Source organism: Pseudomonas sp. BN607 (genome assembly GCF_029871175.1).
Lineage (GTDB): Bacteria > Pseudomonadota > Gammaproteobacteria > Pseudomonadales > Pseudomonadaceae > Aquipseudomonas.
Window position 1 is genome coordinate 185962 of sequence record NZ_SSOE01000060.1, and the last position, 23754, is coordinate 209715.

The following is a 23754-nucleotide window of genomic DNA, read 5'->3' on the forward strand; positions in this document are numbered from 1 at the left end:
CTGCGACTTCGCAGGGCCTTCAGGAGCTTTCCCGCACCATCAGCTCAAAGCCCAGGTCCTGCTGCGCATTCGCCACCCGCTTGCCATCCAGCAACGCCAGCAGCGCCTGCGCCGCGCCCCGACCGACGGCAGCCCGCGGTGTGCGGATCGACGTCAGGCGCGGCACCATGTGGGCCGAAGCCGGCAGGTCGTTGAAGCCAACCATCGCCACCTGGCGTGGCACCTCCACCCCTTGGCGTAATGCCTGCAGCACTGCGCCCTGGGCCAGGTCGTCGTTACAGAAGAAGATACCGTCGACATCCGGGGCCTGCTGCAGCAACTGGCTGAACAACGTACTGCCCAACGCGATCGACGAAGGCTCCGGCGCCAGCACTTCCAGCTCGGCCGCCTGCAGGCCGGCCTCGGCCAGCGCCTGGCGAAAGCCCTCGGCCCGCTGCATCACCCGCGGGTCGAGCTGTGCAGCAATGAAGGCAAGGCGCTTGCGCCCGCGCTCGATCAAGTGCCTGGCAGCTGCGCGCCCGGCCTGCTGCTGCGAAAAGCCGACCGACAACGCCCCCGGCTCACCGTTGAGTTCCATCATGTGCACACACGGCACACCGCTGGCGGCCAACATCTGCCGGGCCGTATCGCTGCGATCGAAACCGGTCAGCAGCATGCCGCAAGGCTGATACGCCAGGTAGTTGCGGATCAGGTTCTCTTCTTCGGCAAGGTCGTAGTGATAGTTGCCGATCAGCACCTCAAACCCACGCGGGCGCATGACCTCGTGAATCGCCTCCAGGGTGTCGATGAACAACTGGTTGGACAGCGACGGGATCAGCACCACCACCGACTGGCTGCGTGCCGAGGCCAGCGCCCGGGCGGCATGGTTGGCCACGTAGCCAAGGTTTGCGGCTGCGGCAATGACTTTTTCGACAAGCTCCGGCGCCACTGTGCTGACCCCGCGCAGCGCGCGCGAAGCGGTAATCGGGGAAACCCCGGAAAGTCTGGCAACTTCTGCCAGCGTGGGACGACCTGTAGTTCGGGAGCCGGTGCGGGACATGGATGTTGTAATTTTACTACTTGCAAGGAGAGGGAACGGCCACTAAGGTAGCGCTGTCTCAGGACGCAGGCAATGTAATCTTTGGTAGCAGCCATCACGCGCTCGCCACCAGGCGTCCATACTGCGTAAGGACAAGACCAATAACACCGGGGAGGTGGCTGTACGTCTGAGACGAGACAGCGCTATCTCACCCCGCAGGAGGTACTGATGAATTCTCCCCTGTCCGCCATTGTGGTGATGGGCGTGGCCGGTTGCGGCAAAAGCTGCATCGGTGCCGCCATCGCTGCCAGAAGCGGCGGCCGCCTGATCGAAGGCGACGCTTTCCACCCTGCCGAAAACATTCGCAAGATGAGCGCTGGCATCCCGCTGGACGACAGCGACCGAGCCGGCTGGCTGGTGCGCCTTGGTAAAGAGCTGCAAACCACTACCCAGGCCGGGGAGCGTCCCATCCTGACCTGCTCGGCACTCAAGCGCCGCTATCGCGAAACCCTGCGCGAGGCGATGCCAGGGCTGGTGTTCGTGTTCCTCGAACTGACCCCTGCCGAGGCCGAAAAGCGCGTGCTCGCCCGCCCCGGCCACTTCATGCCGGCCAGCCTGATCGATAGCCAGTTCGCGGCCCTGGAATCACCACGTGGCGAACCGCTGACCCTGGCACTGGACGCCACCCAGCCCATCGATGCACTGGCCGAAGCGGTAGACCGCTGGCTAAAGCACTGCGGTGAGCAGGGCCTGGCGCAAACCGCCTGAACCTGGCGGTTTTCCCGGCTCACCAAAGACAGCGCTACCCCGACCCGCGAACGCGGGCAAAGTTCCACATAGCTCCGCCCAAAACAACGATAAGACCGAGGCCTTCAAACCATGTTCGGACTGGCTACTGATACCTTCCTGCTGCTCGACGCGCTGGTTACCATCGTCGGGCTGATCCTGCTGATCACCCATTTCAAGGTGCACCCCTTCGTCGCCCTCACCCTCGCGGCCGGTTTCCTGGGCCTGACTTCCGGCATGCCGGTGGCCAAGGTCATGAAATCGTTCCAGGACGGGTTTGGCGGCGTGCTTGGCTTTGTCGGCATCGTGCTCGCCCTGGGCACCATGCTTGGCAAACTGATGGCTGATTCCGGCGGGGCCGACCAGATCGCGCAAACCCTGATCCGCGCCTTCGGCAAGAAGAACGTGCATTGGGCGATGATGTTCGCCGCCTTCCTGGTGGGCATCCCGCTATTCTTCGAAATCGGTTTCGTCCTGTTGATTCCACTGGTGTTCATCGTCGCCCGGCGCTCCGGGGTGTCGCTGGTGAAGATAGGCATTCCGCTGCTGGCCGGCCTGTCGGTGGTACACGGCCTGGTGCCACCCCACCCAGGCCCACTGCTGGCAATCGGCATTTTCCACGCCGACATCGGCAAGACCATCTTCTACGGCCTGATCGTTGCGCTGCCTACCGCGATCATTGCCGGTCCGCTGTTCGGGAACTTCATCTCCCGCTATATCCCGGGCAACCCGTCCCAGGAACTGATGGACCAGATCGCCAAGGAATCCGATCAGGGCAACCTGCCGAGCTTCAGCATCACCCTGATCACGGTGCTGCTGCCGGTGGCGTTGATGCTGCTGAAAACCTTTGCCGACGTGGTGCTGCCTGCCGAGCACATCGTGCGCCAGTGGATGGACCTGATCGGCCACCCGATCACCGCCCTGCTCGCCGCCCTGCTGCTGGCCTTCTATACCTTTGGTTCCGCGCGCGGCTTCAACCGCCAGCAGATCATGAAAATGCTCGACCAGAGCCTGGCGCCTACCGCCGCCATCGTCCTGATCGTCGGTGCCGGCGGCGGTTTCAAGCAGATGCTGGTCGACACCGGGGTGGGTAATGTGATCGGGCAGATGGCCGTGCAGGCTGAAATTTCACCGATCATGCTGGCGTGGCTGGTGGCGGCGGTGATCCGCATCGCCACCGGCTCTGCCACGGTCGCCACCATTACCGGCGCGGGCATCGTCGCGCCGGTGATCGACCTGGTACCGGGGGTGAACCGTGAACTGCTGGTGCTGGCCACCGGTGCCGGCTCGCTGATCCTGTCGCATGTGAACGACGCCGGCTTCTGGCTGGTCAAGCAGTACTTCAACATGACCGTGGCGGAAACCTTCAAGACCTGGAGCATGATGGAGACCATTCTTTCCATCGTGGGGATCATCTTCATCATGCTGCTGTCGCTGGTGGTGTAACCGTTGATCGGGGTAATGGCACCATGACGTTCCGGCTAGGGCCGAAGGGAAATATGAGTCCTGACCGAAGCAAAGGAGCTTGCCATGCCCCGTTCCAGCATCCTGCTGATCGCCCTCCTCGCCTCGCCGTTGGCGCTGGCCGTCGGCACCGGCCCGACCTACCCCGACGACCCGCATAGCTCCGCGCCGCAACCTGGCGCGGATAGCACCCTCAACCCCATCGAAAAACCCATGCCGCGGGATACCGACCCGCGCATAAAGGGTAACGACCCGGACAGCCCACCTGCGGAGCAGACTGACGACCGCGATTTGCCCGGGATGGGCGGCAGTGGCTCGGAGGGGGCTCAGGGCCAAGGTGACACCGGCACAAACCCGGGTAATCGCCCCTGAAGCCATCGTTGCTACCCAGTCACCACTGGCGCTTGTCAGGCCGGGTCAGGCCCAGTTTCTCGATCCGGTACCGCAGCATGTCCCGCGACAGCCCGAGCATGCGCGCCGACTTGGTCACGTTCCAGTCGGTGCGGTCCAGGGTCTTGCACACCAGGTCGCGCTCCATGTCCGGCAGGCTGGTACCGGGCTCCGGTTCATGCCGGGGCATTTCGAACATGGCCGGCGCCGGTTGCTGCACCAAAGGCTCATCAACCAAGGCCATACACAGGTTGAGCTGATGCGCCTGCACCACCTCGCTGGGCGCCAGCAGCACTGTCTGCTCCAGCATGTTGCGCAGCTCGCGCACATTGCCAGGCCAGCTGTAACCGAGCATCAGGCTTTCCGCCTCGGCAGAAAAGCGCAGGTTGGGCTTGCCATAACGCCGGCCATGGTGGGCCAGGAAGTGACGCGCCAGCAGCAGTATGTCCTGCCCTCGCGCAGACAGGCGTGGCACTTTCACAGCAATGATGCGCAGGCGGAAAAACAGGTCGCGGCGGAACTTGCCCTGCTGCACCATCTGTTCCAGGTTACAGTTGGTGGCGCTGATCACCCGCAGATCGACCTTGCGCTCCTTCACCGCACCAATCCGGCGGATGCTGCGGTCTTCCAGCAGCTTCAGCAGCTTCGCCTGCAGCACCAGGTCCATCTCGCCGATCTCGTCGAGGAACAGGGTGCCGCCATCGGCAGCCTCTACCAGCCCGACACGGCGCTCCTTGGCATCGGTGAACGCGCCCTTCTCATGGCCGAACAGTTCGGCTTCCAGCAGGTTGGCAGGGATCGAGGCGCAGTTGAACTCGATGAACGGCCCCTTGCTGCGCGAGCCGTCAAAATGCAGCGCGCGCGCCACCAGTTCCTTGCCAGTGCCGGTTTCACCTTCGACCAGCACTGGCGGCAAGTCGTCGCTGGCCATACGCCGCTCGGCATCGAGCACCTGGCGCAGGGTGTGCTTGAGGGTAAGCATGGTGGGCGACTCGCCGATCATTGCCTGTAGCCCGGACTTTTGCGCTTCGCGCTCCTGGTAGAACGACAACGTGCGCTCCAGGCGCTCGGTCGCCAAGGCCTTGTCCAGGGTGAGCTTGAGCTCGGCCAGCACCACCGGCTTGGTCAGGTAGTGGAAGGCCCCCTCCTTCATGGCTTGCACGGCATCTTCGACATTGCCGTAGCCGGTCATCATGATCACTTTCAGGTCCGGCGCCTGGACAACCAGGTTGCGCAGCAGGTCGTGCCCGCTCATGCCCGGCAGCGAGTTGTCGGTCAGCACCGCGTCGGGCTGGACCCGGCTGATTTGCTCCAGGGCAAGCTCCGCGCTGTGGCACACGGTGACCTCGTAGCCCTTCAGGCTCAGGTACGTGCGAATGTTGTCGGCGAGGATTTCATCATCCTCGACTACCAGGATGTTGTGCTCCATAGTCCCCTCCCGCTGCGATATTGAATGTAAGGCTGACGCGGGTTCCTTCCTCTTCGCGGCTGCTCAGGCTGACCGAGCCGCCAAAACGTTCCATGATGCGCTTGACCAGGGCCAGGCCGACACCAAGGCCGCCCTGCTTGGTGGTGAAGAATGGCTTGAATACCTTCTGTTCCTGCTGTTTGCTCATGCCCTTGCCAGTGTCGGTGAGCACGAACTCGGCGCGCAGGCCCTCCTGCACGATGACCTGGGCATTGAGCATGCCGCCGGTGGGCATGGCCTCCAGGGCATTGGCGAACAGGCTGTTGAGAATCTGGGTAAGCTGCAGCGGCTGGCTGGCCACCCACTGCACGTCCGGCCCTTCGAAATGGAAGCGTACGCCGTTGCGCTCGATCTGCTGGGCGAAGGCCAGGTGGGTATCCTCGATGGCCGCCACCAGGTCCACTGGCTCGGGTTCGTCGCTGCTGGGGCGCAACGACACCAACAGGTCGCGCACCCAGCGTGACATACGGTCGACCTGGCTGATGATGTCGCTGATGTTCTTCTGCGCGGCGGGGTTGGCGATGTCCTGGGCCAGTTCGGCACTGGAGCGGATGTTGGCCAGCGGGTTGCGCAAACTGTGGGCCACCGCCGACGACATTTCGCCCAACGCCACGTAGGTTTCACTGGCCACCAGCCGATCCTGCTGCAGGCGCAGCATCTGCGCCGCCCGGCGCACGATCCAGAACAGCCCGAAGTAGATCAACGCGCCACCCACCAGGGTCGAGGCCCAGATCAGCACATAGCCGCGCTGAATGCGCCGAATCAGGTCCTGCGGCTCTTTGTAGATTTCCACCATGGCCAGCACCTGCTCGCCCTGGCTGTCGAACAGCGGGATGTAGTTCTCGATGAACAGATAGCGTGGATGACGCTGAAACTTTTGTTCCTCGCGGTCTTCCTCGGCCTTGTGATAGCTGGCCGATACAGCCTTGCGCGAGCGGAAGGCGCGGTCGAGGTCGTCATCGGCATCAATGCGCTTGCCGATCAGTTCGGAATTGGTGGACCAGACGATGGTGCGGTCGCGGGCGTAGACATTGGCCAGCAAGGTGTCCGGCAGGTGCTCGACATGGTCGAGGAACTCTATCCGCGTAGATTCAGCCAGTGCCGGGCTGAACTGCAGGTGCTGCAGGTCCAGGCGCGGGTCGAGCAATTCGCCCATGGTGGTACCCGGCGGCAACTGCGAATGGCGCACCTCGGCCTGGGCCATGGCCTGGATGAACTGTGCGGTGAGCATTGCGTCCCGCTGAACGCTGTCACGGACCACGAATCGAGTCGAGACATACCCCAGTCCACCCGCGACCGAGGCGATGATCAACAAGCTGATGACCGAAAACCAGCGCAACAGGTTGAATTCATGCAGGGGTAGAGCGAGACCGCTGGCGGTCGCACTGGCCTTGTCGGGCGCTTCGTTTTCCAGCATCTGCATCGCGTGGTTCCCGCGCAGGGCGTCCGTTCAGAAATGCATCGACCCGGGCATGGCGCCGTTGGATGACATTCCACCTCGGCAGCCATGGCTGCCATTTGTCGCGTGTGGTGCTCCACAGATACGAAGCAAAAACCCAGCCAATCGATTAAACAAAGAATAAATCTTTATAGATCAGCCGGTTATTGAAAATACTTCATCCCCAATAGCGGATATTCCCCCACTATTGGGTACCTTTTACCCATCTTAATTAAATCGTTTTATATCAGTGGCTTATGAGCACAAGTCAAATTAGATTATGAGCTGTCCGCCAAGCGAAAATTCAACGAAACCCGCGTGCCATGGCCTTCACTGCTGCTAAGCCGAACCGTACCGCCGAATCTCTCCATGATGCGCTTCACCAGCACCAGCCCCACCCCCAGCCCACCTTGTTTGGTGGTGAAGAACGGCCGGAAGGCCATGCGCAGTTGTTCTTCGTTCATGCCCTTGCCATTGTCGGACAAACGCAAGATCAGGCTGCGCCGTTTCTGCCGCACGACCTCGATGCGCAGTCGGCCACCTTGTTCCATCGATTCCAGGGCATTGGCGATCAGGCTGCTGAACACCTGGCGCAGTAGCGCTGGGTGCCCTAGCACCTGCACGGCCGGTAACGGTTGCAAGTCCAGGGTCACCCCGCCGCGGGCCAGCGGCACCGCGTAGGTTTGCAGGCTTTCCTGCACCGCCTGCGACAGGTCCACTGCCACCGCCTCATCGTTGAGCGGGCGCAGGGACTGCAGCATCTGGCGGATCCACTGCGACATGCGATCGACCTGGCTGATGATGTCATTGACCTGGCGTTGCGCCGGGCCTTCGTCAAATGCCTGGGCCAGCTCTGCACTGGAGCGGATGCTGGCCAGCGGGTTGCGCAGGCTATGGGCCACCGCAGATGACACTTCGCCCAGTGCCACGTAGGTTTCACTGTTGATCAGGCGCTTCTGCTGCACCGCCAGCAACCGGGCGGCGCGGTGCATGATGCCGTAGAGGCCGATATACACCAGCGCGGCGCCCACGGTGATCGCCATCCAGATCAGAACCAGGCCATGCTCGATGCGCACGATCAGGTCATGAGGCTCCTTGTAGATTTCGACCATGGCCGTGACCTGCTCGCCATCGGCATCGAACAGCGGAATGTAGTTCTCGATGAACAACTGCTCGGGTGGGGTCACGAACTTCTGCTCGGAGCGGGCCTGTTCGAAGTTGTGGTAGCTGGCCGACACCCGCATCTTGTACTGGAACGCCCGGTCCAGGTCGTCGTCGCCCTCGATCAGCCTGCCGATCAACGCCGGGTTGCTGGACCAGATCACCGTGCGGTCCGGGGCGTAGATGTTGGCCAGCAGCATGTCGGGCAGGTGGGCGATGTGGTCGAGGAACTCACCGCGGGCCTTGCGCCGGGCATCCGGGTCGACATCCGGGAGGTTGCTGCGATCGGTGCGCGGGTCCAGTAGCTCGCCCATGGTGCGCACGTTGGGGATAGACACATGGCGTACTTCGGCATCGGCAATGGAGGTGATGAATTGCGCGGTGAGCAAGGCGTCGCGTTCGACGCTTTCGTCGATGATGAAGCGGCTGGAAATCAGCCCCAGCCCCGCAGCTACCGACAGGATGATCGCCAGGCTGACCCAGGCGTACCAGCGCAGCAGGTTGAACGGCTTGCGCGGGGCGGCCAGCTCGCTACCGGCAGGCACTTCAATGGCGTCGGAACGAGGGGCGAGGTCCATGATGGACTCCACTGCTGGGCACCTTCAGATGGTTATAGCCCAGAGTTGGGGAAACCATAGTGCTAAATTGATAGCATCCGCCGAAGGGTCATTCCTGTCGTGAGCGCGGCCATGGGTTGTCGCTTACAACGGCGAATCATCCGCCAGCCCTTGCAACTTGCGATACTCCCGCAACACCGTGGGCACATAACGCCGGGTTTCGGCGAACGGTGGTACCGCGCCGCGCCGCAGCACGGCATCCGGGCCGGCGTTATAGGCCGCCACGGCCAGGGTGATGTCATTGTCGAAAAGCTTGAGCATCTGCTTGATGTAGCGTGCTCCGCCCTGCACGTTGTCTTCCGGGTCCAGGCGGTCTTCCACGCCCATTTCGCGCGCGGTATCCGGCATCAGCTGCATCAGCCCCACTGCCCCCGCCCGGGAACGCGCCTTGGGGTTGTAGCCGGACTCAGCCTTGATCAGCGCATGAAGCAGCGCCGGCGGTACATTGTGGATGCGGGCCGCCGTGGCGACCACTTCGGCGTACGGGCGCCCGGTGATCATCTGCGCCTTGGCCGGACCGGCCTGGGCCAGCGGTTCGCTGATCACCTTCTCGTAGTGGCGCCCGGGTCGATGAACGTTGGTCAATACGTAGCCGCCCTTGGCATCGATGGAGATGTACATATCGGCCTGGGCAGTACCTGCCGCCAGCCAGAACAAGCCAAGGATGAGTCCACGCATGTCGGCCGCCTCTTCGTCGTGGCCCCCGATGTGGGGGAAATCCCCCGGAAAACCCGAGGACACAGACCACGACGCAAGCACTGTGCCGCTTCCTGTGCCGCATGGCGCAAGGCCCCGAGGCAGACGTGCACGGCTGTTGCATGCTGCCTGGCAACCTGTGTTCCCATGCAGTGGAGGGCTTCACCATGCAGCGCAGATCCAACCCCCAACGTGGCTTCACCCTGCTTGAACTTTTGGTGGTACTGGTGGTGCTCGGCCTGCTGGCCGGCATCGTCGCGCCCAAGTATTTCAGTCAGCTGGGCCGCTCCGAGGCCAAGGTAGCGCGGGCGCAAATTGAGGGGCTGAGCAAGGCCCTGGACCTGTACCGCCTGGAGGTCGGCCACTACCCCAATAGCGAGCAAGGCTTGCAGGCTCTGGTGATTGCCCCCAATGGCGAACCTCGCTGGACCGGTCCCTACCTGCAAAAAGCCGTGCCACAAGACCCGTGGGGGCGCCCGTATATCTACCGGCAGCCTGGCGAGAACGGCGGTGAATACGACCTGCTGTCAATGGGCAAGGACGGCCAGCCGGGCGGTGACGGGGAAAATGCCGAAATCACCAGTTGGCAATAGGGAGAGCCGCCATGCGCTACAGCCTGAAGGCCCTGGGTAGGCAGGGCGTGGTGCAGTTGCAGATTGACGCCGAGGACGCTGACCAGGCGCGCCGCCTGGCCGAGGACCAAGGCCTGCGCGTACTTAGCCTGCGCGGCAGCGGCGGTGCCTTGCGGGGTATGGCCTGGCGGCGCGAAGCGGCGTTTGACCTGGTCCTGTTCAGCCAGGAACTGTCGACCTTGCTCAATGCCGGCCTGCCGCTGATCGATGCATTGGAGAGCCTGGCAGAGAAGGCACCGGCTTCAGCCGCGCGCAAAGTGCTGAGCGAACTGGTACGCCAATTGTACGAAGGCCGCTCGCTGTCACAGGCCTTGGGCCAACAACCCCGCGTGTTCCCGCCGCTGTACGTGGCACTGGTGCAGTCCAGCGAGCGCACCGGGGCGCTGGGTGATGCTCTCGCCCGCTACATCAGCTATCGCCAGCGCCTGGACCTGGTCCGGCAGAAGCTGGTGGGCGCTTCGGTATACCCCTTGCTGCTCTTGCTGGTAGGGGGTGGCGTGGTGCTGTTCCTGCTTGGCTACGTGGTGCCGCGGTTCAGCCAGGTATTCGAAGGCATGGGCACCGAGCTGCCCTGGCTGTCGCGGATGCTGATGCAGATCGGCCTGTTCCTGCATGCCGAGCAGTTGCCCCTGGCGTTGGCCACTGTCGCCGGGGTGACGGCGCTGTGGCTGCTGCGCCGGCACCCCCGGGTACGGCACTGGGCATCCTGCCAGCTGCGGCGTCTGCCGGCCCTGCACCAACGCCTGATGATGTATGAACTGGCGCGCTTCTACCGCTCGCTGGGTATCCTGCTGCAAGGTGGCATTCCCATCCTTACCGCCATGGGCATGGCCCGTGGCCTGCTCGGCAGCGCGGCAGCCCAGGGCCTGGAACAAGCCAGCCAGCGGGTCGGCGAAGGCCTGCCGCTGTCCGATGCACTGGAAGCCGGCCACCTGGTCACGCCGGTGTCACTGCGCTTGCTGCGGGCCGGCGAGCAGTCCGGCAACCTCGGTGAGATGCTGGAGCGCTGCGCCGACTTCCACGACCAGGAAATCGGCCGTTGGGTGGAATGGTTCGTCAAGCTGTTCGAGCCGTTGCTGATGACCTTCATCGGCTTGCTGATCGGCCTGATCGTGATCCTCATGTACATGCCCATCTTCGAGCTGGCCTCAAGCATTCACTGATCAGGTGACCACGTTCACCTGGCGGAGCGCCTTTGTGGCGCGACGGGCTGCTTTGCGGCCCTGAAATCCTCTACCATGCCGCCAATCGATGATGGATCCGCACATATCATTCAGCGTGATAATAACCTTCGTCCCGTTCGATTCGTGCCTCACGCGCAACACACTCACACTCCGCCCACTACTAATACATTGGCGGAGTTCTCCATGGAACAATCACTCAAACCCTTGCGCTTCCCCCTCGCTGCTTTGGCAGTGGTGGTGATCAGCGCTTGCGGTCGAACCCCCGACGCCGTGCAGGCTCCCGCCGCGCCCAAAGTCAGTGTGGCCAAGGTGATCGAGCAACCGATCAACGAATGGGACGAGTTCACCGGCCGCCTCGAAGCCCCTGAAACCGTCGAAGTGCGCCCACGGGTCTCCGGCCAGATCGACCAGGTCGCCTTCACCGAAGGCGCTCAGGTCAAGAAAGGCGACCTGCTGTTCCAGATCGACCCGCGCCCGTTCCAGGCTGAAGTCCGCCGCCTTGAAGCCCAGCTGCAACAGGCCAAGGCCACCGCCATCCGCAGCGCCAACGAAGCCCGCCGGGGTGAGCGCCTGCGTGACAGCAACGCCATCTCCGCCGAACTGGCCGAATCGCGCAGCAGTGCCGCCGCCGAAGCCCGTGCCGGGGTGGACGCAATCCAGGCCCAACTCGACCTGGCCCGCCTCAACCTCAGCTTCACCCGTGTGACCGCGCCCATCAGTGGCCGCGTCAGCCGTGCCGAGTTCACCGCCGGCAACATCGTCAGCGCCGATGTCACGCCGCTGACCAGCGTGGTCTCGACCGACAAGGTCTACGCCTACTTCGACGCCGACGAGCGCGTGTACCTCAAGTACACCCAGCTGGCCCGCGAAGGCCAGCGCGGCCAGACCACCCCGGTGTACCTGGGCCTGACCAACGAAACCGGCAACCCGCACCTGGGCCAGATGAACTTCGTCGACAACCAGGTGAACCCGCGCACCGGCACCATCCGCGGCCGTGCGGTGTTCGACAACCGCGACGGCCAGTTCACCCCGGGCCTGTACGCACGCCTGAAGCTGGTCGGCAGCGCCCAGTACGATGCCGTGCTGATCAACGACGAGGCTGTCGGCACCGACCTTGGCAAGAAGTTCGTGCTGGTCATGGACAAGGACAACAAGGCCGCCTACCGCGCCGTGGAACTGGGGCCCAAGCTGGAAGGCCTGCGGATCGTGCGCAGCGGCCTGGGCAAGGAAGACCGCATCGTGGTCAAGGGCCTGCAGCGGGTGCGGCCTGGCTCGGCGGTCACCCCCGAGGAAACCCCGATGGCCAGTGAGCAGACCCTCGCCGCCCTCGCCCAGCAGCGCCAGGCCCTGGAGGCCAGCACCCCGGCGCCGAAGGTGGCGGGCAACAACGTGAAAGTCGCCAGCGCCCAGGCGCCACGCGGTTAAGGGACCACACCGATGAACTTCTCGAAATTCTTCATTACCCGGCCGATCTTTGCCGCGGTGCTGTCCCTGGTACTGCTGATTGCGGGTTCTATCTCGCTGTTCCAGCTGCCGATCAGCGAATACCCCGAGGTGGTGCCGCCTACCGTGGTGGTGCGCGCCAATTTCCCTGGCGCCAACCCCAAGGTCATCGGCGAAACCGTCGCCGCCCCCCTGGAGCAAGCCATTACCGGCGTGGAGAACATGCTGTACATGTCCTCCCAGTCCACCGCTGATGGCAAGCTGACGCTGACCATCACCTTCGCCCTGGGTACCGACCTGGACAACGCGCAGGTGCAGGTGCAGAACCGCGTCACCCGCACCCAGCCCAAGCTGCCCGAGGAAGTGACCCGTATCGGTATCACCGTCGACAAGGCCTCGCCTGACCTGACCATGGTCGTGCACCTGACCTCGCCGGACAACCGCTACGACATGCTCTACCTGTCCAACTACGCCATTCTCAACATCAAGGACGAACTGGCGCGCCTCGGCGGCGTGGGCGATGTGCAACTGTTCGGCATGGGTGACTACTCGCTGCGCGTGTGGCTGGACCCGAACAAGACCGCTTCGCGCAACCTTACCGCCAGCGATGTCGTAGCCGCCATCCGGGAGCAGAACCGCCAGGTCGCCGCCGGCCAGCTCGGCGCACCGCCCGCCCCGGGTTCGACCAGCTTCCAGCTGTCGATCAATACCCAAGGGCGACTGGTCAACGAGGAAGAGTTCGAAAACATCATCATCCGTGCCGGTGCCGATGGCGAAATCACCCGCCTGAAGGACATTGCCCGGGTCGAGCTCGGCTCCAGCCAGTACGCCCTGCGCTCGCTGCTGAACAATCAGCCGGCGGTGGCCATTCCGATCTTCCAGCGCCCGGGCTCCAACGCCATCGAAATCTCCGACGAAGTGCGGGCGAAAATGGCCGAGCTGAAGAAGGACTTCCCCGAAGGCATGGACTACAGCATCGTCTATGACCCGACGGTGTTCGTCCGTGGCTCCATCGAGGCAGTGGTGCACACCCTGTTCGAAGCCTTGGTGCTGGTGGTCCTCGTGGTCATCCTGTTCCTGCAGACCTGGCGCGCTTCGATCATCCCGCTGATGGCCGTACCGGTATCGCTGATCGGAACCTTCGCTGTCATGCACCTGTTCGGCTTCTCGCTCAACGCGCTGTCGCTGTTCGGCCTGGTGCTGGCCATCGGTATCGTGGTGGACGATGCGATCGTCGTGGTGGAGAACGTCGAGCGCAACATCGGGCTGGGCCTGAAACCGCTGGAGGCGACGCAAAAGGCCATGGGTGAAGTGACCGGGCCGATCATCGCCACCGCCCTGGTACTGTGCGCCGTGTTCGTCCCTGCCGCGTTCATTTCCGGCCTGACCGGGCAGTTCTACAAGCAGTTTGCCCTGACCATCGCCATTTCCACGGTGATCTCGGCCTTCAACTCGCTCACCCTGTCGCCGGCACTGGCTGCCGTGCTGCTCAAGGACCACCACGCGCCCAAGGACCGTTTCTCGCGGTTCCTGGAAAAACTGCTGGGCAGCTGGCTGTTCAACCCGTTCAACCGCTTCTTTGACCGTGCGTCCAACCGCTACGTCGGTGGCGTGCGCCGGGTCATCCGCTCCAGTGGCATCGCCCTGTTCGTGTATGCCGGGCTGATGGGCCTGACCTACCTGGGCTTCTCGTCCACACCGACCGGCTTCGTGCCAGCGCAGGACAAGCAGTACCTGGTGGCGTTTGCCCAACTGCCGGATGCCGCCAGCCTCGACCGCACCGAGGCGGTGATCAAGCGCATGAGCGAAATCGCCCTGAAACAGCCTGGCGTGGCCGACTCGGTGGCCTTCCCTGGCCTGTCGATCAACGGGTTCACCAACAGCCCCAACAGCGGCATCGTGTTCACCCCGCTCAAGCCGTTCGACGAGCGCAAGGACCCGAGCCAGTCAGCCGCCGCCATCGCTGCCTCGCTGAACGCCCAGTTCGCCGACATCCAGGACGCCTACATCGCGATCTTCCCGCCACCGCCGGTACAAGGCCTGGGCACCATCGGCGGCTTCCGCCTGCAGATCGAAGACCGTGGCAACCTGGGCTATGAAGCGCTGTACAAGGAAACCCAGAACATCATCGCCAAGAGCCATAACGTGCCAGAGCTGGCGGGCCTGTTCACCAGCTACCAGGTCAACGTGCCGCAGGTCGATGCCGCCATCGACCGGGAAAAGGCCAAGACCCATGGCGTGGCGATCAACGATATTTTCGACACCCTGCAGGTCTACCTGGGCTCGCTGTACACCAACGATTTCAACCGCTTTGGCCGCACCTATCAGGTCAACGTCCAGGCTGAGCAGCAATTCCGCCTGGATGCCGAGCAGATCGGCCAGTTGAAGGTGCGCAACAACCTGGGCGAGATGATCCCGCTGGCGACCTTCCTCAAGGTCAGCGACACCTCCGGGCCGGACCGCGTCATGCACTACAACGGCTTCATCACCGCCGAGATCAACGGCGCTGCTGCCCCGGGCTACAGCTCCGGCCAAGCCGAAGCGGCGATCGAGAAGCTGCTGAAAGAGGAACTGCCCAACGGCATGACCTTCGAGTGGACCGACCTGACCTACCAGCAGATCCTCTCGGGCAACACCGCGCTGTTCGTGTTCCCCCTGTGCGTGCTGCTGGCCTTCCTGGTACTGGCCGCCCAGTACGAAAGCTGGAGCCTGCCACTGGCGGTGATCCTGATCGTGCCGATGACCCTGCTGTCGGCGATCACCGGGGTGATCGTGTCGGGTGGAGACAACAACATCTTCACCCAGATCGGCCTGATCGTCCTGGTCGGCCTGGCGTGCAAGAACGCCATCCTGATCGTCGAGTTCGCCAAGGATGAACAGGCCAAGGGCCTGGACCCGCTGGCGGCGGTACTGGAAGCCTGCCGCCTGCGTCTGCGGCCGATCCTGATGACCTCCATCGCCTTCATCATGGGTGTGGTGCCGCTGGTCTTCAGCTCCGGTGCAGGCTCCGAAATGCGTCACGCCATGGGTGTGGCGGTGTTCTCCGGGATGATTGGCGTGACCGTGTTCGGCCTGTTCCTGACCCCGGTGTTCTTCTTCCTGATTCGCCGTTTCGTCGAGCGTCGCCAGGCCCGCAAGGCCGCGCACGCCCAAGTGTTGGAGAACCATGCATGAACCTGCTCAAACCGCTGACCCCAAGCCTGCTGGCACTGGCCCTGGCGGCCTGTGCGGTGGGCCCGGACTACCAGGCCCCGGCCACCGAGCCTGCCCAACTGAGTAGCGACGCGCAGGCCAAGGCCTACGACCTTAGCCGTTTCGAGACCCTGTGGTGGAAGCAGTTCGACGACCCCGTGCTGAACCAGCTGGTGCAGGCGTCGCTGGACGGCAACCGTGACTTGCGCGTGGCTTTTGCTCGCCTGAAGTCGGCTCGCTCGATTCGGGAAGATGCCGAGAACGACCCGTTCCCAGTGGTTACCAGCAGGGCCAGCAGCGACATCGGCAAGGGCCAGATCCCCGGCCAGACCACCGAACGGGTCAATAGCGAGCGCTACGACCTGGGCCTGGACATGGCCTGGGAGCTTGACCTGTTCGGGCGCATTCAGCGCCAGATCGAAGCCAGCGAAGCCCAGGAAGCGGTGGCCGCCGCCGACCTGCAGCAGTTGCAAGTCAGCCTGATCGCCGAGCTGGTGGATGCTTATGGGCAGCTGCGTGGCGCGCAATTGCGCGAGAAGATCGCCCTGGCCAACCTCAAGACCCAGCAGGAATCGCGCACCATCACCGAGACCCTGCGCGATGCCGGCGTGGGCAACGACCTCGACGTGGTGCGTGCCGATGCCCGCCTGGCCGGGGTCGAAGCCACAGTGCCGCAACTGCAGGCCGAACAGGCGCGGGCACGGCACCGTATCGCCACCTTGCTCGGTCAACGACCTGATGCGCTCAGCATAGACCTGTCGCCCAAAGCCTTGCCGGCCATCGCCAAAGCGTTGCCGGTAGGCGACCCGGGCGAGCTGCTGCGCCGGCGCCCGGACATCCGCAGCGCCGAACGCCAGCTGGCAGCCGCCACCGCCAACGTTGGCGTGGCCACTGCCGACCTGTTCCCCCGCGTGAGCCTCAGCGGCTTCCTCGGCTTTACTGCCGCACGGGGCTCGCAGATCGGCTCGTCGGCGGCCAATGCCTGGGCACTGGGGCCGAGCATTACCTGGGCGGCCTTCGACCTGGGTAGCGTGCGCGCCCGTCTACGCGGTGCCAAGGCTGATGCCGAAGGGGCATTGGCCAACTACGAGCAACAGGTATTACTGGCCCTGGAAGAATCGGCCAACGCGTTCAGTGATTACGACAAAACCCAACAGCGACTGCTCTCGCTGATGCGCCAGAGTGACGCCAGCCGCAAGGCGGCGGAGCTGGCTTCGATTCGTTATCGCGAGGGCACGGTGGACTACCTGGTGCTGCTCGATGCCGAGCGTGAGCGGCTAAGCGCTGAAGATGCACAGGCCCAGGGCGAGGTCGAGCTGTACCGCGGCATTGTCTCGATCTACAAGGCCCTGGGTGGCGGCTGGCAACCGGAGACGGTGGCCAGCGCACCCTGATCCCACTGCTTCAACGACTCCTTTGGTTGGCTCCTCCCCCAACCGTTTGCCCCGCAGGCTCTGGTTTGCGGGGCTTTTTTATGCCTCGGCAGTTGCAGCACAGGGCAATCGCCAGCCGTGCACGCAACGCCACCGCACAGACTCCCTGATGACAACTGGCCCCCTCGGTTGCATTTACCCCCTGCCTGCCCCAAGCTCTGCCCTTCCCGCCGCCACGGACCGCCCGATGCCCAGACGCAACCGCTACCTGATCGCCGTGCTGCTGTTGATCCTGGTATCGGCCCTGTTCGGCTACCTGTGGCGCGATGCTCCGCCCGCCCAGCCGACCTTGCCCGCGCACAGCTATGCCAAGGCCCTACGCCAGGCCCACGAGGGCCAGCCCGGCGCTGCCCGGGTGTTGTACCAGCAACTGCAACGTAACGACCTGCCCGCCATTCGTCGGGCGGCGCTGTACGCCGAGCTGCCCAACTACCCCTCGCCGCAGGCATTGAAACTCGCCCGCCAGGATCTGGAACATGCCGACCCGCTGGTGCGCCGTGCGGCCATCACCAGCATCCGCCGCCTGCTGCCGGCGGCGCAACGCAGCCTGGTGCTCGGCCCGCTGCTGGACGACGATGAGCAAAGCGTACGCTTTGGCGCAGTAGATGCCCTGCTCGGGCTTGCCCCGGACGACATCGGCCAGTACTTCGGCCCGCTGCAGGCAGCACTGGAACAGTACCAGCAGGCTCTCGAGCAACAACCCGAGGATGCCGACGCCCAGGTGCACCTGGCGCGCCTGTACCTGCACGAAAGCGACTACACCCAGGCCGCTGCGGCCCTGCAGCGAGCACTGGCGGTCGCCCCCGGCAACCTCGACGCCCTGGCCACCCAGGTACGCTTGCTGGAGCGCCAGGGGCATCACGATGCCTCGCGCCAGGTCTTGGGCAAAGCCTTGGCGCTGAGCCCCGACTCCGCCTTTCTACAGTATGAACTGGGGCGCTGGCTGAACCGCCATGAACAGCGCGAATACGCCTTGCTGGCCCTTTCCCGCGCCGTCGAGCTAGACCCTGACAACACCGACTACCGCTATACACTGGCGCTCACCCTGCATGACCTGGACCAACTCGATGCCGCCCAGAAACAGCTGGAAACCGTGCTCAACCGGCAGCCGGCCAATCGCCGGGCGCGGGTATTGCTGATCCAGTACTGGAAAGAGTCTGGCCAATTACAGAACGTACAGGTGCTACTCGCCGAGCTGGAGCGGCAGAACCCTGACGACCCCGTGCTGCAACAGGGCCTGTAGGCATTCTCTGAACATTGTTGAACCCTGGGTTTACGCCAGGGTCCAGTGGTTATCAGCCCACCTTGCAGGAGAGTCGTTGTGGCGAGTTCGTTGGCGCTGGATGAACGTGCCTTGATCCTGGCACCCCCGCCGTTAGCTGCGGAGACCTCGCGCCTGCTCGCCTCGGCCGGCATCGATACCCTGTGCGCGGTCGACTTGGACAACCTGCAGGCGCGCCTGAGCGAGGGTGCGGGGCTGGCGATCATTGCCGAGCAGGTGTTCAACCAGGGCCCCAGCGCGTTGCTGCAGGCATTCATCGATCAGCAGCCGAACTGGTCGGATCTACCGATCGTGCTGCTCACCCAAAGTGCCTGGTCAGCGGCTGGCGCCGGTAATCACCCGGTCGGCAACCTGGTATTGCTGGTCGCACCCTTTGAAAACGCCCAGCTGTTGCACATGACCCGATCCGCCCTGCGCAACCGCCGCAGGCAGTACCGGGCGCGTGATCAGCTCCAATGCTTGCAGCAGCGCCTGGACGCCCAGCTTTCAAAGCCCTGCGAGGAGCAGGAGCGCAGGGTGTTCGCCGCCCATCAGACCCGCAAGATGGAAGCCATCGGCCAACTGGCGGGTGGGGTGGCCCATGACTTCAATAACCTGCTCACCAGCATCGGCGGCAGTTTCGAGCTGATCGAGCGACGCCTGAGTCAGGGCCGCGCCGACAGCTTGGACGGAGTCTTGCGCATGGGCCGCGAGGCGGTGTCACGCGCCGCCCAGTTGACTCATCGCCTGCTGGCCTTTTCTTCCCGGCAATCGTTGCGCAACCAGCGCATCGACCTGCGTGGTGTGCTCAAGGCCAAGCGCCTGAAGGCCAGCCTGAACCCCAGGATAACCCTGCAGGTGCAGCTCGCCAGGGGCCTGTGGCCGGTGGAAGCCGACGACCAGCAATTGCAGGAAGCCCTGGACAACCTGCTGCTCAACGCCTGCGAAGCCATGCCCAGCGGCGGCCTGCTGCGTATCGAGGCAAGCAACCAGCACATCGACAGCAGGCAATGGGCAGGGGGCGCGTTGTGCCCCGGGGACTACCTGCGCCTGAGCATCATCGACGACGGCCAAGGCATGGCCCAAAGCACACTGGAACACGCTTTCGAACCGTTCTTCAGTACCAAGGCAACGGGCCAGGGCATCGGCCTGGGTCTGTCGATGGTGTACGGTTTCAGCAAGCAGTCCCATGGGCATGTCACGCTGCGTAGCCAGATTGGCCAGGGAACGCGGGTAGACCTGTACCTGCCGCGGCATGTCGGGCAGGCTCAGGAAACCGCCTTGCCGCCCTCCCCCAGACAAGCAAGCAGGGGCCATCGGGTACTGCTGGTGGAGGACGACCCGCATGTGCGCCAGTTGCTGTGCCAGACCCTGCGCGACCACGGCTTTTCATGCCACAGCGCAGCGAATGCCAGCGACGGGCTCGCGGTGCTGCGCTCGTCGCAGCCAGTGGACCTGTTGGTCAGCGATGTCGGCTTGCCCGGCATGAACGGCCGCCAACTGGCCGAGATCGCGCGCACGCTGCGCCCAGGCTTGCCAGTGTTGTTCATCACCGGCTACGCGGAAACGGCAATGGCCCGGGAAGGCTTTCTGGGCGCAGGCATGCACCTGATCTGCAAACCCTTCGAACTGCAACAGCTGCAGGCGCAGGTGACGGAGATTCTCGGCAAGCCCTGAAGGGCGCTACTCTTCGAGCATTCGCAGCGCCTCATCGGCAAGGTCTGCCAGCGAAAAAGGCTTGTTCAGCAATGCAGTGCCCGGCTGTTCGAGCAACTGAGCTTCGATCGGATGTTCGGCATACCCGGTAATGAACATGATCTTCTGCAGTGGCAGCTGCATGCGCATGGCCTTGGCCACCTGCCGGCCGCTGAAGCCGCCCGGCAAGCCGATGTCGGTAATCACCAGGTCGAACGGGCCATCATGGCGGAACCGCTCCAACGCGCTATTGGCATCGTTCACGTCGACAACCTGAAAGCCGCGCTCGGTCAGGTATTCGCGCATGACAGCCCGCAAGTTACGTTCGTCATCGACCAGCAACAACCGCTCGCCCCGGGCGGCGCGCTGCAACCGTTGCACGGGCTTTGGTTCCTCGGCCAACGGCTCGGGCCAGCGCGGGAAGAGCATGGAAACCTTGGTCCCCAGGTTCGCGGTCGATTCAATCCACGCGTACCCACCCGACTGACGGACAAAGCCATACACCATCGACAAGCCCAGCCCGAAACCCCGCCCGATGGGCTTGGTGGTGAAAAATGGCTCGAACGCTCTGGCAATGTCCGCAGCCGGCATGCCGTGGCCATCATCCTCGACATGCAGGGCCAGGTAATCGCCTGGCGGCAGACCGTCCTGATCCGGAAAACTGTCGGTCAGCCGTTCATTGACCGTGCGGATCGTGACATTACCGCGTTCCCGGCAGGCTTCACGGGCGTTGGCACACAGGTTGATCAGCGCATTTTCAAGCTGCGGTACGTCCAGGTTCACCGCCCACGGCGCGATATCCAGCTGCCAGTGCAGACGCATTTCTGCGCCCAGTGTCTTGCACAGCAGCGGCTCGCTCAGGCGCAGCTGCCGATTGAAATCCAGCGGCTTCGGCGCGAGCGGTTGGTGGCGGGAGAACGCCAGCAAGCGATGGGTCAGCTCCATGGCCCGCAGCACCGAATCCCGGGCTACGTCCACATAGGCCTCCAACCGCTCCAGCCGCCCCTCCTGAAGGCGCCGCTGCAACAGTTCCAGGCTCCCCCCGATACCGGACAGCAGGTTGTTCATCTCATGGCCCATGCCGCCGGCCAGCTGGCCGACCACCTCCATGCGCTCATTGCTGCGCATCAGCGCCTCAGACTGACGCGCGGCCAGCTCGCGCTCATCGGTGATGTCCCGGCCAACGGCTGTCATCAGGTGCCCATCGAATCGCGCACTCCAGCTGAACCAGTGGTAATGCCCGTCGCGGTGACGCAGGCGGGTTTCGACCAGGTCGGCATCGCAGTATTGCAGCAGCCCGGAAATAGCCACGTGAACTTCCGCGGCATCGGCCGGATGCACCAAGTCCAACACCGGCATCCCTTGCACCTGTGCTTCGGTCCAACCCAGGATGCGCGACCAGGCGGGGTTGACAGCCTGAACCTTCAGGTCAGCGCTGACAGTCATCATGGGATCGCGCGCCAACCGCCAGATCTGCTCGCGCTCCGCCACATGTCGCTCGATCTGCCGCTCGAAGCCTTGCACCTGTTCACGCCAGCGGTGGTGTGCCTCGACGCTGGCAGTGCTCTCGATCACCGTGTGCAAAAAACCCGCGACGCTGCCCTGCTCATCGTGCAAGGGCGCGTAGCCGAACGCGCACCAGAGCGGCTCGGCGTGCTCGCCACACGTGATGCGCAGGGGCGGGTCCTCGACGTAACTCGCACGCCCTTCGAGAGCCTGGAACACCCATGGCCCCACTGCCGACCACACGTCGCTCCACAGCGCATCGAAGGCCATGCCCAGGCCGTCCCTGGGCCCGGCCCGCAGTGCCCGGTAGGCATCATTGTGCACCACGCACAGGTCGCTCCCCCAAACCACGGCACAGGGGAACGGTGAAAGGTGCATCATGTCGACGGCAATTCGCAGTGAAGCCGGCCAGCGTACCAGCGGCCCGAGGGACGTGCGCCCCCAGTCGAACTGCGCAATCCGCTCCGCCATACGCTCGCGCCCAAGTACAGCTGGCGGCGGCGAGCCGACCTGCGTCTCAGGCCCGGATGGTGTTCCATGTGCGACCAATATCGTGCTCCTGCAAGGCTCTGGGTTGGCCACGGTGCTGGCAGGCTATCCAAGGCCTGCCCTGTGGGCCTTGTTCAAGTTAGCACAGCACGCGTTGCCATCCATGGCGGACTTGCAGCCGGCAGCTATGCTCATTAGGTTTTCCCTAGGGCCGGGAAGCAACGGCCTCTTCAGGTTGCCGACAGGAGCGTGGTCATGAGCAAGAAAATGCTGGTGGTACTGACCAATACAGCCAAGTATCCAACCCTCAAGCGGGCGACCGGATTATGGCTGGGTGAGGCCGTGCACTTTGTCGAGCAGGTCGAAGAGGCCGGCTATAGCGTCGATTATGTCAGCCCGTTGGGCGGGTATGTTCCCATCGACCCGCACAGCCTGCAAATGGCACCCGACCTGGACTGGCAATGGTACGACGACAAGCAGTTCATGACGCGACTGGGTAGCACCCTCAGCCCCGGCCTGGTCAAGGCCGAGGACTACAGTGTCATCTACTACACCGGCGGGCATGGGGTGATGTATGACTTCGTCGACAATCAGCCCCTGCAGGAACTGGCGCGCAAGATCTACGAGAACAAGGGCATTGTGGCAGCGGTATGCCACGGCGTGGTCGGCTTGCTGAACATCAAGCTCAGCGATAACAGCTTGCTGCTGAAGGACCGGCAGGTGACCGGCTTTTCCAATACCGAAGAAAAATTGGTCGAGCTGGACAAGACAGTGCCATTCCTGACGGAAAACGAACTCGTTGGCCGCGGCGGAACATACAGCAAGCATGATGATCCCTGGCAGCCCTTCGTGGTTGCCGATGACCGGCTGATCACCGGGCAAAACCCTGCCTCTACGTCCGCTCTGGCGAAGGCAGTGCTCGCCAGGCTCAGAGCCAGCTAATGGCCTACCCCAGATTTCCGGTTTTCCTGTAGCGCACGTTACCTTCGGCCTACAGTTGATCGGCCGTTGAACACATAGGCTCTGGGCTCGGCTGTTCACCTCGAACAGCGTTGTAGCGGAGCGATTGGCCTATGTCGAAGATTGTGCACGCCGGGCGCAGCCTGCTGGAGGTGCTGCTGCTCATGGCGGTGGGGCTGGTGCCTGTGGTGTCCGGGTTGCTGGTGATGGTTTTCCAACTGGAGTCCAAACTCGCGGAAAACGCGGCAATTTCAGTACAGGAAGCGGTCTACAGCGTCGACCAGGCATTGGACCGATTGCAGGAAGCTGCGGTGCTGGCCCTGCCACTTGCCGGCCAATCCTGCGGCACCGTCAAAAGCACCTTGCAGGACCAGGTCGCCAGTCGCTCGATGCTGAGGTCACTGACCTTGCTAGAGGACAACCAGGCCTATTGCAGCACCACCTCGGACTCGCTGGCGCACTTGTCGTCCTTCGCCTTGTCGGGTCGGCAGGTGGAAATTTCCTATGGGCCAGCTGACAAACGCCGCAGACTGCTGGTCAACTTCTATTTGCCTGGCAACAACCGGGGCGTCATCGCGACCGCCTACGCCTCCCAGCTTCGTAACGAGCTCGACGGTTTCCAGGACGGCTTGACGCTGTTGCTGGAATTTGGCGACCGCTACATCTGGAGCGAAGGTGACAGTCGCACCGGCCAGCGCCCCTCGCACTCCGAGTTTTCGGTCAGCGCGGTATCAGCGAAGTACGGATACAGGGTAAAGGGCGGCTATGCCGAAGGGTTCACCACCCTGGAAATTCGCCAATCGATGCTGCAGACCCTCCCTTCGCTGATACTGGTAGGTATCCTGACCGGGGCCATGGTCTTCCTTGCCCTGTTCAGGGCGCGTGCCATCAGGCGCAGCAACGCCGCCGACGCGACATGAC

The 23754-nt window shown here is 63.6% G+C and carries 18 protein-coding genes; 12 read left to right on the forward strand and 6 right to left on the reverse strand.

Features of this window, described 5'->3' with window-relative positions; genetic code table 11:
• Positions 1 to 19 precede the first annotated feature (19 nt).
• Entirely contained in the window at positions 20 to 1039 is a 1020-nt protein-coding gene (locus tag E8E68_RS17590) for a LacI family DNA-binding transcriptional regulator (protein WP_266029487.1), read from the reverse strand.
• Between the two features lie 207 nt (positions 1040 to 1246).
• On the opposite strand from E8E68_RS17590, the gene E8E68_RS17595 reads away from it, so the two are divergent.
• The 3 genes from E8E68_RS17595 (at position 1247) to E8E68_RS17605 (ending at position 3640) form a co-directional block, all read left to right on the forward strand.
• Positions 1247 to 1786, forward strand: a complete 540-nt coding sequence (locus E8E68_RS17595; protein WP_110743010.1) for a gluconokinase — start codon at positions 1247 to 1249, stop codon at positions 1784 to 1786.
• A 111-nt stretch (positions 1787 to 1897) separates the two neighbouring features.
• Positions 1898 to 3250, forward strand: coding sequence for a GntP family permease (locus tag E8E68_RS17600; RefSeq protein WP_003253832.1), 1353 nt, complete (start codon positions 1898 to 1900; stop codon positions 3248 to 3250).
• A gap of 84 nt (positions 3251 to 3334) precedes the next feature.
• The gene (locus E8E68_RS17605; RefSeq protein ID WP_266029485.1) at positions 3335 to 3640 is read left to right on the forward strand and encodes a hypothetical protein; all 306 of its coding nucleotides are present in this window, start codon (positions 3335 to 3337) and stop codon (positions 3638 to 3640) included.
• A gap of 19 nt (positions 3641 to 3659) precedes the next feature.
• Here E8E68_RS17605 and E8E68_RS17610 read toward each other — a convergent pair whose 3' ends face one another.
• From E8E68_RS17610 to E8E68_RS17625, 4 genes are all read right to left on the reverse strand, one after another.
• On the reverse strand, positions 3660 to 5087 hold the full coding sequence (locus E8E68_RS17610; RefSeq protein WP_280343200.1) for a sigma-54 dependent transcriptional regulator: 1428 nt from the start codon (positions 5085 to 5087) through the stop codon (positions 3660 to 3662).
• Positions 5056 to 6549, reverse strand: a complete 1494-nt coding sequence (locus E8E68_RS17615; RefSeq protein ID WP_266029481.1) for a HAMP domain-containing sensor histidine kinase — start codon at positions 6547 to 6549, stop codon at positions 5056 to 5058. Before E8E68_RS17615 ends, E8E68_RS17610 begins: the two co-directional genes overlap by 32 nt.
• Positions 6550 to 6842: 293 nt before the next feature.
• On the reverse strand, positions 6843 to 8303 hold the full coding sequence (locus E8E68_RS17620; protein WP_280343204.1) for a HAMP domain-containing sensor histidine kinase: 1461 nt from the start codon (positions 8301 to 8303) through the stop codon (positions 6843 to 6845).
• Between the two features lie 123 nt (positions 8304 to 8426).
• Positions 8427 to 9020, reverse strand: coding sequence for a transglycosylase SLT domain-containing protein (locus E8E68_RS17625; RefSeq protein ID WP_280343206.1), 594 nt, complete (start codon positions 9018 to 9020; stop codon positions 8427 to 8429).
• Positions 9021 to 9205: 185 nt separating this feature from the next.
• Between E8E68_RS17625 and gspG the strand changes: the two genes are divergently transcribed.
• The 7 genes from gspG to E8E68_RS17660 all read left to right on the forward strand — a co-directional run bounded on the left by gspG (position 9206) and on the right by E8E68_RS17660 (position 19860).
• The gene (gene gspG / locus E8E68_RS17630) at positions 9206 to 9631 is read left to right on the forward strand and encodes a type II secretion system major pseudopilin GspG (protein ID WP_110743299.1); all 426 of its coding nucleotides are present in this window, start codon (positions 9206 to 9208) and stop codon (positions 9629 to 9631) included.
• Positions 9632 to 9642: 11 nt separating this feature from the next.
• Positions 9643 to 10833 (forward strand): type II secretion system F family protein, encoded by a 1191-nt coding sequence (locus E8E68_RS17635; RefSeq protein WP_266029473.1) that lies wholly within the window; start codon positions 9643 to 9645, stop codon positions 10831 to 10833.
• A 204-nt stretch (positions 10834 to 11037) separates the two neighbouring features.
• Entirely contained in the window at positions 11038 to 12279 is a 1242-nt protein-coding gene (gene mexE / locus E8E68_RS17640) for a multidrug efflux RND transporter periplasmic adaptor subunit MexE (protein WP_266029469.1), read from the forward strand.
• A gap of 12 nt (positions 12280 to 12291) precedes the next feature.
• Entirely contained in the window at positions 12292 to 15471 is a 3180-nt protein-coding gene (locus E8E68_RS17645; RefSeq protein ID WP_110743018.1) for an efflux RND transporter permease subunit, read from the forward strand.
• Positions 15468 to 16883 (forward strand): TolC family protein, encoded by a 1416-nt coding sequence (locus E8E68_RS17650; RefSeq protein ID WP_280343212.1) that lies wholly within the window; start codon positions 15468 to 15470, stop codon positions 16881 to 16883. Before E8E68_RS17645 ends, E8E68_RS17650 begins: the two co-directional genes overlap by 4 nt.
• Positions 16884 to 17109: 226 nt before the next feature.
• A complete protein-coding gene (locus E8E68_RS17655) occupies positions 17110 to 18165 on the forward strand; it encodes a HEAT repeat domain-containing protein (protein ID WP_280343215.1) in 1056 nt (351 codons plus the stop codon).
• 78 nt (positions 18166 to 18243) lie between these two features.
• Positions 18244 to 19860: a response regulator gene (locus E8E68_RS17660; protein WP_280343218.1), complete on the forward strand. Its 1617-nt coding sequence runs from the start codon at positions 18244 to 18246 to the stop codon at positions 19858 to 19860.
• A gap of 6 nt (positions 19861 to 19866) precedes the next feature.
• Here the strand turns inward: E8E68_RS17660 and E8E68_RS17665 are convergent, their stop codons facing one another.
• On the reverse strand, positions 19867 to 21855 hold the full coding sequence (locus E8E68_RS17665; RefSeq protein ID WP_280343221.1) for an ATP-binding protein: 1989 nt from the start codon (positions 21853 to 21855) through the stop codon (positions 19867 to 19869).
• Between the two features lie 273 nt (positions 21856 to 22128).
• On the opposite strand from E8E68_RS17665, the gene E8E68_RS17670 reads away from it, so the two are divergent.
• Both E8E68_RS17670 and E8E68_RS17675 read left to right on the forward strand, forming a co-directional pair.
• The gene (locus E8E68_RS17670; protein WP_110743023.1) at positions 22129 to 22815 is read left to right on the forward strand and encodes a type 1 glutamine amidotransferase domain-containing protein; all 687 of its coding nucleotides are present in this window, start codon (positions 22129 to 22131) and stop codon (positions 22813 to 22815) included.
• 131 nt (positions 22816 to 22946) lie between these two features.
• Positions 22947 to 23753 (forward strand): CSS-motif domain-containing protein, encoded by an 807-nt coding sequence (locus E8E68_RS17675; protein WP_266029463.1) that lies wholly within the window; start codon positions 22947 to 22949, stop codon positions 23751 to 23753.
• The last annotated feature ends 1 nt before the right edge of the window (position 23754 follow it).